Genomic DNA, 12,537 nt, shown 5'->3' on the forward strand with positions numbered 1-12,537 from the left:
TTTCGGCCCACGGATACCCGCCGTCCCGCGGGCCTGCCGGCCGCCCACCCCGCCGCCCGCCCCCCCCGCCACGCGCGCGTAGGTGGGTTCCTGGGCGAGTGCTCAGGCGGGCCGCACCACACTGTGGATGGGCATGTAGTAGATCGACTCGACGCGGACGTTCGTACCCGGCTTCGGGGCGTGGATCATCTTGCCGTCGCCGATGTAGATCCCGACGTGGCTGATGTCGTCGTAGAAGAACACCAGGTCGCCGGGCTTGGCGTCGGCCGTCTTCACGGTCGTGCCGACCTTCACCTGGTCCCACGTCGTACGCGGCAGAGAGATCCCCGCGGCCTTCCACGCGTCCTGGGTGAGCCCGGAGCAGTCGTAGGAGTCGGGCCCGGTCGCGCCCCACACATACGGCTTGCCGATCTGCGCCTCGGCGAAGTTGATCACCTTCGCGGCCTTCGTCGCGTAACCACTGTCCGTGCCGCCGGAGCCGGAGCCGGAACCCGTGCCGGTGTCGGAACCCGAGCCCGTACCCGACCCCGTGCCCGAGTCCGGGGTCTCCTTCTCGCGCTCCTTGGCCGCGGCCTCTTCCGCCGCCTTGCGCTTGGCCTCCGCCTCGGCCTCCTGCTTGCGCGCCAGCTCGGCGGCCTTGCGCTTGGCCTCTTCTTCCTTCTTCTTCTCGATCGCCGCGAGCCGCGCCTTCTCCTCGGCCGTCAGCTCCGAGAGCAGCGTGCGCGCCTTGCCCAGCTTCTTCTGGACGGTCTGCTTGCTCGTCCGCAGATCGTTCCGCGAGTCGCTCAGCGTCTCCAGGCTCTTGGCGGCCTTCGTGCGCTGCTTCGTGGCCGAGGCCTGCTGCGTCTGGTAGTCGTCGACCGCCTTCTTCTGGCGTGCGGTCAGCCGGTCCGACAGGTGGTTCTGGTCGAAGTACCCCTGCGGGTCGTCGGCGAGCATCATCGTGGCGGTCTCGGAGACGCCGCCGGTGCGGTACTGGGCCGCGGCGAACGTGCCCAGCTGCCGGCGGGCCTCGTTCAGCTTGTCGGCGCGCTCGGCCACGTCGTCGAGAAGGGTGTCGACCTTCTTGCGCTGCTTGTCGGTGCGCTCCTTGACCGAGTTGTACTTCTGGGTGGCCACGCCCGCCTGGTGGTAGAGGTCGTCGACCTTCTTCTGCACCTCTTCGAGGCTGGGCTTCCGGGGCGCTGACGGTGCCGCTTGCGCGCTCTGTGACAGGAGGGCCACGGAGGTGAGGGCTGCCGTCGTGATGCCGAGGGCCGGAGCGGTGCGCAGACCGGTGATGCGGGCCCGCGGCTTGCGGTGCGACGCCAAGGGAGGCGACTCCTTCCGTAGACCGCCTACCGGGTTAGCTGTCGGGTTCGGGCGGGTGGTTCCGGAAGGTTGCCCTACAGTCCCGTACTGCGTACGGGACCGATTCACCCCAAGTTCTTGGTGGGTCCCCGGCTCCGAGGAGATCGAACTCGGCGGAGGCCACCCGTTACCGGCGGGGTTCGCCGGTGGGAGTACGAGCAGCCCGCGGAGCACGGTAGCCAACTCGTGTGGTCCGTGTGAAGGTTGATGTTCGATATGCCCGATACATTTTCGTTACTTTACGAAGCCCTTGACGCGGACACGCAGCGCAGTCGCGGAACGTGACGATCCGCGGGCGGGCCGTGTGCGGGTGGACGTGGCCGGAACCCGGGGCGGGTTGTCAGTGGGGCCGCCTAGACTCGGGAGGCGATGAGCAGCCTCTTTGATGACAGCTTCCTGGCGGACCTCAAGCCCTCGCGGGCTTCCGAGGAGGAGCCCCCGCCGCCGCCCGAGGACAGTGCCCCGGAATCCGTTCCGGACGATCTGTTCGACGGGAAGTTCGACGCGCCCGTACCCCGGGACGCGCACTACCGCGGCGGCGCCCCGCGCCCCGTGATCGACCCGGCGGCCCTGCTCGACGGGCTGAACGAGAACCAGCGCGCGGCCGTCGTGCACGCGGACTCACCGCTGCTCATCGTCGCGGGCGCGGGCTCCGGCAAGACCCGGGTCCTGACGCACCGCATCGCGTATCTCCTGGCCGAGCGGCACGTGCACCCGGGACAGATCCTGGCGATCACGTTCACGAACAAGGCCGCGGGCGAGATGAAGGAGCGCGTCGAGCAGCTCGTCGGACCGCGGGCGAACGCGATGTGGGTGTCGACCTTCCACAGCGCCTGCGTCCGCATCCTGCGCCGCGAGTCGAAGAAGCTGGGCTTCACCTCCTCCTTCTCGATCTACGACGCCGCCGACTCCAAGCGGCTGATGGCGCTGGTCTGCCGTGACCTGGACATCGACCCGAAGAAGTTCCCGCCGAAGTCCTTCAGCGCCAAGATCTCGAACCTGAAGAACGAGCTGATCGACGAGGAGACCTTCGCGGGACAGGCCGCCGACGGCTTCGAGAAGGCGCTCGCCCAGGCGTACGCGATGTACCAGTCGCGGCTGCGCGAGGCGAACGCCCTCGACTTCGACGACCTGATCATGACGACGGTCCACATGTTCCGCGCGTTCCCGGACGTCGCCGAGCACTACCGCCGCCGCTTCCGCCACGTCATGGTCGACGAGTACCAGGACACCAACCACGCGCAGTACGCCCTGGTGCGCGAGCTGGTGGGCCCCTCCGGAGGCGAGGGCGACGACCCGGCCGAGCTGTGTGTCGTGGGTGACGCCGACCAGTCGATCTACGCCTTCCGCGGCGCGACGATCCGCAACATCCTCCAGTTCGAGGAGGACTACCCCGACGCGACCACGATCCTCCTGGAGCAGAACTACCGCTCCACGCAGACGATCCTGACCGCGGCCAACGCAGTCATCGAGCGCAACGAAAGCCGCCGCCCCAAGAACCTGTGGACCAACGCGGGCGCGGGCGCCGGCATCACCGGCTATGTCGCCGACACCGAGCACGACGAGGCGCAGTTCGTCGCCGACGAGATCGACCGGCTCACCGACGCGGGCGACGCGAAGGCGGGCGACGTCGCGATCTTCTACCGGACGAACGCGCAGTCGCGTGTCTTCGAAGAGATCTTCATCCGCGTCGGCCTGCCCTACAAGGTCGTCGGCGGCGTCCGCTTCTACGAGCGCAAGGAGGTCCGGGACGTCCTCGCGTATCTGCGCGTGCTCGCCAACCCGGAGGACTCCGTCCCACTGCGGCGCATTCTGAACGTGCCCAAGAGGGGTATCGGTGACCGCGCGGAGGCGATGATCGACGCGCTCTCGCAGCGCGAGAAGATCTCCTTCCCGCAGGCCCTGAAGCGCGTCGATGAGGCGTACGGAATGGCGGCCCGCTCGGCGAACGCCGTCAAGCGTTTCAACGTCCTGATGGAGGAGCTGCGGACCATCGTCGAGTCCGGCGCGGGGCCCGCCGTGGTCCTGGAGGCCGTGCTCGAACGGACCGGGTATCTGGCCGAGTTGCAGGCCTCGACCGACCCGCAGGACGAGACCCGCATCGAGAACCTCCAGGAACTCGCCGCCGTGGCCCTGGAGTTCGAGCAGGACAGCGGTGCGGCGACCGCTGAAAGCGACAACGACAGCGACAGCGAAGGCGAAGGCGAAGTCGAAGGCGCGACCGAGGGCGAGGAGGCCGCGGGCACTGGCGTGTCCGGCACGCTCTCCGAGTTCCTGGAAAGGGTCGCGCTCGTCGCCGACTCCGACCAGATCCCGGACGAGGAGGACGACGGCTCCGGAGTCATCACGCTGATGACACTGCACACCGCCAAGGGCCTGGAGTTCCCGGTCGTCTTCCTGACCGGCATGGAGGACGGAGTCTTCCCGCACATGCGCTCCCTCGGCCAGGTCAAGGAGCTGGAGGAGGAGCGCCGCCTCGCGTATGTGGGCATCACGCGCGCGCGTGAGCGGCTCTATCTGACGCGGTCCTCGATGCGCAGCGCCTGGGGACAGCCCTCGTACAACCCGCCCTCACGCTTCCTGGAGGAGATCCCGGAGGCGCACCTGGACTGGAAGCGGAAGGGTTCCGTCGGCGCGCCGGCCACTTCCGGCCCCGCAGCCGGGATCGCCTCCTCCTTGTCGTCGTCCCGCTCGCGGACCGGCGGCGCCCAGGGCTTCGCCACGCGTCGCGCGTCGGAGAAGCCGGTGGTCGCGCTCGCGGTCGGGGACCGGGTCACGCACGACCAGTTCGGCCTCGGGACCGTGGTCGGCGTGAAGGGGACGGGCGCGAACGCCGAGGCGACGGTGGACTTCGGAGAGCCGAAGCCGAAGCGGCTCCTCCTGCGGTACGCGCCGGTGGAGAAGCTCTAGGGCCCCAGGAGCCGCGGGGGCGGCCGGAGTTACGTCGGGTCGAGGTTGTGGCTGCGCAGCCACGGCAGCGGGTCGATGGCCGAGCCGCCCGCGGGACGCACCTCGAAGTGCAGGTGCGGACCAGTGGAGTTGCCGGAGTTCCCGGAGAAGGCGATGGGGTCGCCCGCCTTGACGGGGCCGCTGGAGATCTTGTGCGTGGAGAGGTGGCAGTACCACGTCTCCGTGCCGTCCTTGGCGGTCACGATCGCCATGTTGCCGTAGGCGCTGTTCCACTTCGTGGAGACCGTGCCGTCGGTGGCGGCGAGCACCTCGGTGCCGTACGACACCGGGAAGTCGATTCCGGAGTGCGCGGACATCCAGTTGACGCCGGCCTGGCCGTAGTACGCGCTCAGACCGTGCTGCTTCACCGGCAAAGAGAACTTCGGGCGCAGGCGCTCCTTGCGCGCGGCCTCCTCGGCGGCCTTCTTCTGGGCGGCGACCTTCTCCGCCTTGAGGTCGATACGTTCCTGCGTGCGGCTCGCGCGGTCCGCGAAGTCACCGGCGTCCGCCGAGAGGTTCGCCAGCTGCGTGTCGAGCTTGTTGTTCGCGGCGGAGGGCTGCACCGACGTGGGGTCCGGGGCCGTTGCCGCCTGCGTCTCCTTGCCGTCGTCGCCGCCGAAGTTGCCCACGGACGCCGCGGCGATACCCGCGACGCCCATCACGCAGGCGGAGGGCACGGCGACGGTGAAGAGCGCGGAGCGCTTGGCGGGGGAGCGGCGGCGGGCCCGAGAGCGGGAGCCGTGCGAACGGTCCATGAGCGGAGGCTCGTCGTCACCCGCGGAGACCCTGCGGGTCGGCTCGACCGGGCCGAGTGAATCGGCGGGAGCCTCGTCGGGTGTGAACTCGTGCTCGGCGGGAACCGGTTGAGCGTAGGCGTCGGGGGAGGGAGGGCCGGAGTCGTACGACGCGGTGGCGTAGGACCCGGTGTCGTAAGGCGAATGCTCGTACGGTTCGGGAGCCTCGTATGTGTCCGGCGCTCCGGGCGTGTCCTGGCCCTCGTACGTGCCGTGCGCCTCGTGTGCCTCAAGTGTCTCGGGGGTGCCGTACGCATCGTGCGTCGCGGTGGTCCCGTACGTCATGTCCTGGTCGGCGGAGTTCCACGCGGTCGCGTCGTAAGCGCCGGTGTCGAAGGCCTGGGTCTGCCACTGGCCGGTCTGCTGCGGCTGGTCCCAGGTGCCCGCGTCCCACTGGCCCGTGGCCTCGGGGCCCGGTTGCTGCGCCGGGATGTCGGCGGTGAGGTGCTGGTGGCCGCCGGTCGACCACAGGGCGCCGGTGTCGTAACCACCGGTGTCGTAGCCACCGTTCTCGTACCCACCGGTGTCGTACGCGGCTTGGTGCTGCGCGGCGTACGGGTCGTGGTTCAGCGTCTGTTGGGTCCCCGTGGTGGACCACTGGCCGGTGTCGTACGAGCTGCCGGGCATGTCGCCGAAGAGCGGGTCGGACGCAAAGCTTCCGGTGTCGTGACCGGCCGCCGCATAGCTGCCCGTGGTGTCGAAGCTTCCGGTGGAGTAGCTGTCGTAACCGGTGTAGGCGCCGTGCTGGGTGCTCTGCGGGTCATACGCCGCGTAGGGCGCATGGTCGGCGGGTGCCGAGGCCGGGGGTGTCGAGCTCCCCGACGGGTGACGGTCGTTCACCAACTTCTCTTTCGCCTCGGCAGCAGGGGGCAGAGCAGTGCGGCGACTGTACCCGGCGGTATGCGGGGACGACAATCTTCGGCAGGTTTCGTGCTCTCAGGAAACGGGCATTCGGCCGCCTTTCGGCGGTCGGCGGGCACAGCTTTGGCCTTGCGTTCGAGCTCCGTTCGACAATTTTCCCTCGCCGCGGGGTGCGCGAGCTGCTCCTCAGGCCACGGTGAGTCCGTTCTCGGCGCCCTTCGCGGGAGTCCCCGGAGCAGGCAGATCGAGGGCCTGGCGGATGCCGGAGGCGACCGCGGGGTGCACGGGCAGGGCGAGATGACCGATACCGGAGACCCGTACGTTCTGGGCGATCAGGTCGGGGTGGTTGACGCAGGCCGTCTCGAGCGGTGCCATCAGCTGGTCCAGATCGCTCCAGAAGCTCACGAAACGGGTCCGGCAACCCGGTGCGGGCTCCCGCAGCTCCTCGATCACGTCCGACCCGGGGCGCATCTGGCGCACGATCGGGTGCGCGTCGGCGAACGGCACGACCCGCGTCCCCTCGTGCGGGGTGCCGAGGGTGACCAGGGTGCGGACGCGCTCGTCGCCGCCCAGGCGCTGCGCGTAATAGCGCGCTATCAGGCCGCCGAGGCTGTGCCCCACGATGTCCACCTGGTGGTGGCCCGTGCGCTCGCAGATCTCCTCTATGTGGCGGCCGAGCAACTCGGCCGCGGTGCGGATGTCGCAGGTGAGAGGCGAGTAGTTGAGGGACTCCACGTGCTGGCCGCCGTGCTGGGCCAGGGAGCGGCGCAGGAGGACGAAGACCGAGCGGTTGTCGATGAAGCCGTGCAGCAGGACGACCGGCGGCCGGCTCTCCGCGGGGAGCCGGGGCGCGTCGGGAGGCGGCAGTTCGGCGGCGATCCTGCGTTCCTGCGCGATGCCCGACGGGTAGAGGAGGAGATGCCCGGCGAGGATCGCCACCTCCAGTGCGGTCGCCTTCAGCAGGGCTATGGAGAGCCCCGCCAGTCTGGCGGGCAGCAGAGAACAGGGCGGGCGAAAGGGCAGGACCCTCGTGATGGTCATGGTCGACCTCCCGGTCGGCACGCCGGGGGACGGCTCTGACCCCCGTGTGCCCGTAGTGGGGAGGCGTGGCAGAGGTCGTACGGCGGTGCGTGGTCAGCGCCGACGGCGCACCCTGTACCGGCGCGATCGCCGATCCGCCGCATCACCACGGCGCGCAGCGGACGGCGCGGTGGCACGGCGACCTCGTTGCGGCTCCCCTTGCGCCGTCCCGCGGGCGGTCCCAAAGCCGCTGGACACGGGAGTGGCGCGCAGCGAACGTGTCCCTTCGTGTGATTTCCCCCTCGCTCTCCACCGTGAAACTGCCGGGTGCGAGATGCTGGGGATAACGTTCGTTCACTTCCCCGGCCGGTGCGGCACGGGGTGCCAGTGCTTGGACAGATGGATATCGGTACATGGAGGCAGTGATGGGTGTGGCAGCCGGTCCGATCCGCGTGGTGGTGGCCAAACCGGGTCTCGACGGTCATGATCGCGGAGCGAAGGTGATCGCGAGGGCACTGCGTGACGCGGGTATGGAGGTCATCTACACCGGCCTGCATCAGACGCCCGAGCAGGTGGTGGACACCGCGATCCAGGAGGACGCCGACGCGATCGGTCTGTCCATCCTCTCCGGGGCCCACAACACGCTCTTCGCGCGCGTGATCGAGCTCCTCAAGGAGCGCGACGCGGAGGACATCAAGGTGTTCGGCGGCGGCATCATCCCCGAGGCGGACATCGCGCCGCTCAAGGAGAAGGGCGTCGCGGAGATCTTCACTCCCGGGGCCACGACGGCTTCGATCGTGGACTGGGTCCGGGCGAACGTCCGCCAGCCTGCGGGCGCCTGACGGCCACCGTGCCGGACTGGGACCGCCCGGCCGCCCGGGCCTCGCGACCGGTCCGTCGCCCGGCCTCGCGATGGGGGTGCCTAAGATGACGGCACCCCCGGATCTTCCGGCGCCGCGCCGGGCTTCACCGGCTCCGCGCCCGGCCTGACCGGCTCCGCGCCCAGCTCCGCCCGCATCGCCGCGCGTAGACGCAACGTACTGACAAGACGCTGGAAAGCCTCCGACCAGTAGCCGCCCGCGCCGGGCGACGCGTCCTCCGGCTCGTCCGGTATCGCCGTCAGCACGTCGAGCCGGACCGCCTCCGCCGGGTCGAGGCAGCGCTCCGCCAGACCCATCACCCCGCTGAAGCTCCAGGGATAACTCCCGGCGTCCCGCGCGATGTTCAGCGCGTCCACCACTGCCCGGCCCAGCGGCTCCGACCAGGGCAGCGCGCACACGCCGAGCAACTGGAACGCCTCCGAGAGACCGTGCGTCGCGATGAACCCGGCGACCCACTCGGCCCGCTCCCGGGCCGACAGCGCGGCGAGGAGCTTCGCGCGCTCGGCGAGCGAGGCCGCGCCGGGCCCCGCCGCGTCAGGCGACGAGGGCGCCCCGAGCAGCGCACGGGACCAGATCGCGTCGCGCTGCCGCACGGCCGCGCGGCACCACGCGGCGTGCAGCTCGCTCTGCCAGTCGTCGGCCACGGGAAGCGCCACGATCTCGGCGGGGGAACGGCCGCCGAGCCGTTCCTGCCAGATGCCGAGCGGGGCCGCCTCCACCAACTGGCCGAGCCACCACGACCGTTCGCCCCGGCCGGCGGGCGGCTTCGGGATGACGCCGTCGCGCTCCATGCCCGCATCGCACTCGTGCGGCGACTCGACGGTGAGCGTCGGCTCGTTCTTCGTGCCCTGCGCATGGTCTATGGCCACGCAGGACGCCGCCCGGTCCGCCATCCGCGCGGCGAGAGCCGACGAGGGAAGCGCGGAGAGCAGCTCGGCCGCGGTGGCGCGGACGTTGCGGCTGCGGTCGGTGAGGGCCTGTTCCAGGAACGGCTCGTCCGCGTCGTGCAGATGGGTGCGCAGGGAGTCGAGGAACATCAGGCGGTCCTCCGCACGCTCCGTGCTCCAGGTGGAGGCGAGCAAGTCACGTGCGGCGGCCGGGTCATGCGCCCGCACGGCGCCGAGCAGGGCGACGCGCTCGGCGAACAAGCCCTCCTCCCAGAGCTGTTGCACCTGAGCTGTCTCCTCCGGTGCGGGCAGCGCCACACCGCCGCCCGGAGTCGAACGGAGCGCGAACTTCCAGTCCGGGTTGAGCCGGGCGAGCCACAGGGCCCGCGGGCCAGCGAAGGCGAGGGCCTGGGGGCGGAGGTCGGTGCGCCCCCGGGCCGCGTTCAGGAGGGCGGGAAGCAGCTCGGGGGGCGCCGCGAAACCGCGGTCGTTGGCCAACGCCAGCCACTGGGGCAGCAGTTCCATCAGGTCGGGCACTGCGCCCCGGCGTCCGCCGCCGCCCGCCCCGGGGTGATCGGTGAGCAGAGTGGCGAGCCTGCGCCGCGCCGACGGCGGCACCAGGGGCCGCGGGTCGTCCGCGGCAGGCTCGGGCGGTGTGGCCGCGGGCGCGGGGGAGAGCCCGGCTCTGCGCCGCACGGTCTGCACCGCGGCCGCGTCAAGGAGGGCGGTCGGTGCGTCCCTGTCCTGGGTGCGTACGGGGGGTGTGCGGCGGTCGGTGCCGAGGAGTGCGGCGGTGACCAGGTCCTCCCAGGGGGTGGCGGTCGCTTCGGTGAGTGCGGTGGTGCCGGTCATGTGGACTCCTCACCCGGGCGGGACTCTCGGGTCTTTATTTGATCTCTCGGGTTAGCTGCGGGCTTTCGGGTCTCTCAGGTCTTCCAGGTACTTCGCGTCGGCCGAGTCGTCCGCGTCGTCCGCGTCCTTCGGGTCTTCGTCCGGCGGTGCTGTCTTGGATCTGCCGGGGTCGGCTGAACTACGCGCCTTGCTGATCTGCCGGACGGCAGTCAGCACAGGGCGACTGCCTCTCCCGCTCCGCGCGGCCAGGCAGTCAGAGGGGTGAAGCCCTCGTGACCACACTCGCCGAAGACCGTCACCGGAGCGCCTCCGGAAAGTGCCACCAGCCGCCACAGACCCGCTCGGGATGCCGCGGACGGGGTAATGGGCAGCGCCATGTCGCCTTCCGCATCCACCAGTTGCCAGCCGTCGGATGCGGGCCCCGGGTGAGGGGTCGGTATGACGTCGCGCAGCGTCACCGGCCAGGAATCCAGCCAGGGGTCGTCCCGCAGCATCTCCCCGTACCGGCGCGCGGCCTGTTCCGTTTGCACGCCCGGTGGCCGGACGGCGGTCGGCGTGGGGGCACCGAACTGCTCGCCCAGGTCGGCCCGCAACTGCCCGGCACCCGGATACGAGGCCAGCTCGGCGTCCAGCGCGAGGCCCACCGGCAGCGCGAGCGCAGGTGCGCGTCCGGCGGCTCCGTACGAGAGGAGCAGGGCCGTCCGTCCGGACTCCGTGCCGTACAGCCATATACGGCGGGTGGTGAGCTTGCTGTCCGCCGTGTCGTACTGCGCGAGCACCAGCCACTGGTCCCGTGCCGGCGGGCCCTGCGCCGGGGTGGGCAGGCCGATACGGGAGCGGACCGTGGCCGCGAGGGGCTCCGGCAGTCGCTCGCGGTGCAGCCAGCCCTGGTCGAGGAGGTGCAGGAGCGCGCACTCCTCCAGCATCCGCACCGGCCAGCCGGGGCCCGATGACGGGATGGCCCCCAACTCCCGCACGCGCGAGGCCAGGCCGGGCGCCTGGGCGTCCACCATGCGGGCGGCCGTCTCCTCCCACAGGCCGTACCCCGTCTGCTCAGCCGCGGCTATGCCGCCCCGCAGCAGATCGGAGAGGCGCTGCTCCAGCTCCGTCACCCCCGCCGTGACCCGCTCGGCCCGGCGCTCCGCCCTGCGGCGTGCGCCCTCGGGATCTGCGACAGGTGCGCCCGGCCCGGCGTCCGGGGCACGCTTCGTCTCCGCTCTCTTGCGGCGCCCCGCAAGCCACTCCTCGGCCCACCCCGGCGGCTGCCCGTCCGGCACCGCACCGACCGACCCGTCCTCGCCCGACCAGAGCAGCAGCAGCCCGAGCGCGTGTTTGCACGGGAACTTGCGGCTCGGACAACTGCACTTGTACGCCGGGCCCGCGGCGCCGGTGATGTCCGCGATGTCGACGACCGTCTGATACGGCTTGCTGCCACTTCCCTTGCACAGTCCCCACACTGCCCCCTCGCCCGAACTGCCCGCCTCCGACCATGGGCCGGCGACGCCGAGTTTGCTTCCCGCCTTGCGTGACGGGGCGTCAGGCGCCAGTGCCAGCACCTGATCCGCCGTCCAGCGCACCCCCTGCTGAGTCATGTCATCGAAGGTAGATCCCGCCACTGACAATCGACCCCGCACTCGATATCCGTGCAGGTCAACGGTGTGCGCGGGTCGATTGTCAGTGGCGTGGTGCACGGTGGGAACCACATCCGGGCCAGATGCGCCCGGACGAGTTGGAGGGGGATCGCTCCATGACCGTGTCCGTCGACTCGACGACCTCGTCGACCGAGAACCACCCCGCGTCCACAACCGCGCCGGCGGAGGCGCTGCGGCCGCACGCCGAGCAGGCATTCGCCGCCGAACTGGCCGCGCTCGCCGCGCAGGACGACCGGCCCAGGCCTGCCCGCTGGCGGCTCTCGCCCTGGGCGGTCGCGACGTATCTGCTCGGTGGCACGCTGCCCGACGGGACGGTGATCTCGCCGAAGTACGTGGGGCCGCGCCGCATCGTCGAGGTCGCCGTCACCACCCTCGCCACGGACCGTGCCCTGCTCCTGCTCGGCGTGCCCGGCACCGCGAAGACGTGGGTGTCCGAGCATCTGGCGGCCGCCGTGAGCGGGGACTCGACGCTGCTCGTGCAGGGCACGGCCGGCACGCCGGAGGAAGCGATCCGGTACGGCTGGAACTACGCGCAGCTGCTCGCGCACGGCCCCAGCCGCGACGCGCTCGTGCCGAGTCCCGTCATGCGGGCCATGGCCGACGGCATGACGGCACGGGTCGAGGAGCTGACCCGCATCCCCGCGGACGTACAGGACACGCTGATCACGATCCTGTCGGAGAAGACCCTTCCCATACCGGAGTTGGGCCAGGAGGTGCAGGCCGTGCGCGGCTTCAACCTCATCGCCACGGCCAACAACCGCGACCGCGGGGTGAACGACCTGTCGAGCGCGCTGCGCCGCCGCTTCAACACGGTGGTCCTTCCGCTGCCCGAGACCGCCGAGGCCGAGGTCGACATCGTGTCGCGGCGCGTCGACCAGATCGGGCGCTCGCTCGACCTGCCGTCCGGGCCCGAGGGGATCGACGAGATACGCCGCGTCGTCACCGTCTTCCGTGAGCTGCGGGACGGGGTCACGGCCGACGGGCGTACGAAGGTGAAGTCGCCGAGCGGCACGCTCTCGACGGCCGAGGCGATCTCCGTGGTGACCAACGGCCTCGCCCTGGCAGCCCACTTCGGGGACGGCGTGCTGCGGCCGGGGGATGTCGCGGCGGGCATCCTCGGCGCGGTCGTCCGTGACCCGGCGGCGGACCGGGTGATCTGGCAGGAGTACCTGGAGGCGGTGGTCCGGGAGCGTGACGGATGGAAGGACTTCTACCGCGCGTGCCGTGAGGTGAGCGCGTGACGAACGGGGGCGTGGGCGTGGATGCGGGTGTCGGTGTGACGGTGGCTGGT

The 12,537-nt window shown here is 70.9% G+C and carries 9 protein-coding genes and 1 riboswitch; of the genes, 3 read left to right on the forward strand and 6 right to left on the reverse strand.

What is annotated here, in order from left to right:
- Window positions 1-102: 102 nt before the first annotated feature.
- Window positions 103-1,311 (reverse strand): C40 family peptidase, encoded by a 1,209-nt coding sequence (locus AB0I66_RS17665; RefSeq protein WP_363208777.1) that lies wholly within the window; start codon window positions 1,309-1,311, stop codon window positions 103-105.
- 7 nt (window positions 1,312-1,318) lie between these two features.
- A riboswitch (cyclic di-AMP (ydaO/yuaA leader) is annotated at window positions 1,319-1,476 on the reverse strand.
- A gap of 243 nt (window positions 1,477-1,719) precedes the next feature.
- Here AB0I66_RS17665 and pcrA point away from each other — a divergent pair.
- Complete coding sequence (gene pcrA, locus AB0I66_RS17670) at window positions 1,720-4,260, forward strand: DNA helicase PcrA (protein ID WP_363208778.1); 2,541 nt, start codon at window positions 1,720-1,722, stop codon at window positions 4,258-4,260.
- Between the two features lie 29 nt (window positions 4,261-4,289).
- Here pcrA and AB0I66_RS17675 read toward each other — a convergent pair whose 3' ends face one another.
- Window positions 4,290-5,933: a peptidoglycan DD-metalloendopeptidase family protein gene (locus tag AB0I66_RS17675; RefSeq protein WP_363208779.1), complete on the reverse strand. Its 1,644-nt coding sequence runs from the start codon at window positions 5,931-5,933 to the stop codon at window positions 4,290-4,292.
- Between the two features lie 207 nt (window positions 5,934-6,140).
- Complete coding sequence (locus AB0I66_RS17680) at window positions 6,141-6,995, reverse strand: alpha/beta fold hydrolase (protein WP_363208780.1); 855 nt, start codon at window positions 6,993-6,995, stop codon at window positions 6,141-6,143.
- 404 nt (window positions 6,996-7,399) lie between these two features.
- Between AB0I66_RS17680 and AB0I66_RS17685 the strand changes: the two genes are divergently transcribed.
- Window positions 7,400-7,816, forward strand: coding sequence for a cobalamin B12-binding domain-containing protein (locus tag AB0I66_RS17685; RefSeq protein WP_160506729.1), 417 nt, complete (start codon window positions 7,400-7,402; stop codon window positions 7,814-7,816).
- An 80-nt stretch (window positions 7,817-7,896) separates the two neighbouring features.
- Here AB0I66_RS17685 and AB0I66_RS17690 read toward each other — a convergent pair whose 3' ends face one another.
- Genes AB0I66_RS17690 through AB0I66_RS17700 form a run of 3 tightly spaced genes read right to left on the reverse strand, consistent with a single transcriptional unit; the run spans window position 7,897 to window position 11,186 of the window.
- The gene (locus AB0I66_RS17690) at window positions 7,897-9,594 is read right to left on the reverse strand and encodes a DUF5691 domain-containing protein (protein WP_363208781.1); all 1,698 of its coding nucleotides are present in this window, start codon (window positions 9,592-9,594) and stop codon (window positions 7,897-7,899) included.
- 51 nt (window positions 9,595-9,645) lie between these two features.
- Window positions 9,646-9,810: a hypothetical protein gene (locus tag AB0I66_RS17695; protein WP_363208782.1), complete on the reverse strand. Its 165-nt coding sequence runs from the start codon at window positions 9,808-9,810 to the stop codon at window positions 9,646-9,648.
- A complete protein-coding gene (locus tag AB0I66_RS17700) occupies window positions 9,804-11,186 on the reverse strand; it encodes an SWIM zinc finger family protein (RefSeq protein WP_363208783.1) in 1,383 nt (460 codons plus the stop codon). The genes AB0I66_RS17695 and AB0I66_RS17700 overlap by 7 nt, the downstream gene beginning before the upstream one ends.
- Window positions 11,187-11,341: 155 nt before the next feature.
- On the opposite strand from AB0I66_RS17700, the gene AB0I66_RS17705 reads away from it, so the two are divergent.
- Window positions 11,342-12,487 (forward strand): AAA family ATPase, encoded by a 1,146-nt coding sequence (locus AB0I66_RS17705; protein WP_363208784.1) that lies wholly within the window; start codon window positions 11,342-11,344, stop codon window positions 12,485-12,487.
- The last annotated feature ends 50 nt before the right edge of the window (window positions 12,488-12,537 follow it).

It is taken from the genome of Streptomyces sp. NPDC050439 (assembly GCF_040655335.1).
GTDB lineage: Bacteria > Actinomycetota > Actinomycetes > Streptomycetales > Streptomycetaceae > Streptomyces.

Excerpts from the sequence above, each read along its gene's own strand:
- AB0I66_RS17690 (WP_363208781.1), bottom strand. The coding sequence starts at position 9,594 with ATGACCGGCACCACCGCACTCACCGAAGCGACCGCCACCCCCTGGGAG.
- AB0I66_RS17685 (WP_160506729.1), top strand. The coding sequence starts at position 7,400 with ATGGGTGTGGCAGCCGGTCCGATCCGCGTGGTGGTGGCCAAACCGGGT.
- AB0I66_RS17700 (WP_363208783.1), bottom strand. The coding sequence starts at position 11,186 with ATGACTCAGCAGGGGGTGCGCTGGACGGCGGATCAGGTGCTGGCACTG.
- AB0I66_RS17680 (WP_363208780.1), bottom strand. The coding sequence starts at position 6,995 with ATGACCATCACGAGGGTCCTGCCCTTTCGCCCGCCCTGTTCTCTGCTG.
- pcrA (WP_363208778.1), top strand. The coding sequence starts at position 1,720 with ATGAGCAGCCTCTTTGATGACAGCTTCCTGGCGGACCTCAAGCCCTCG.
- AB0I66_RS17705 (WP_363208784.1), top strand. The coding sequence starts at position 11,342 with ATGACCGTGTCCGTCGACTCGACGACCTCGTCGACCGAGAACCACCCC.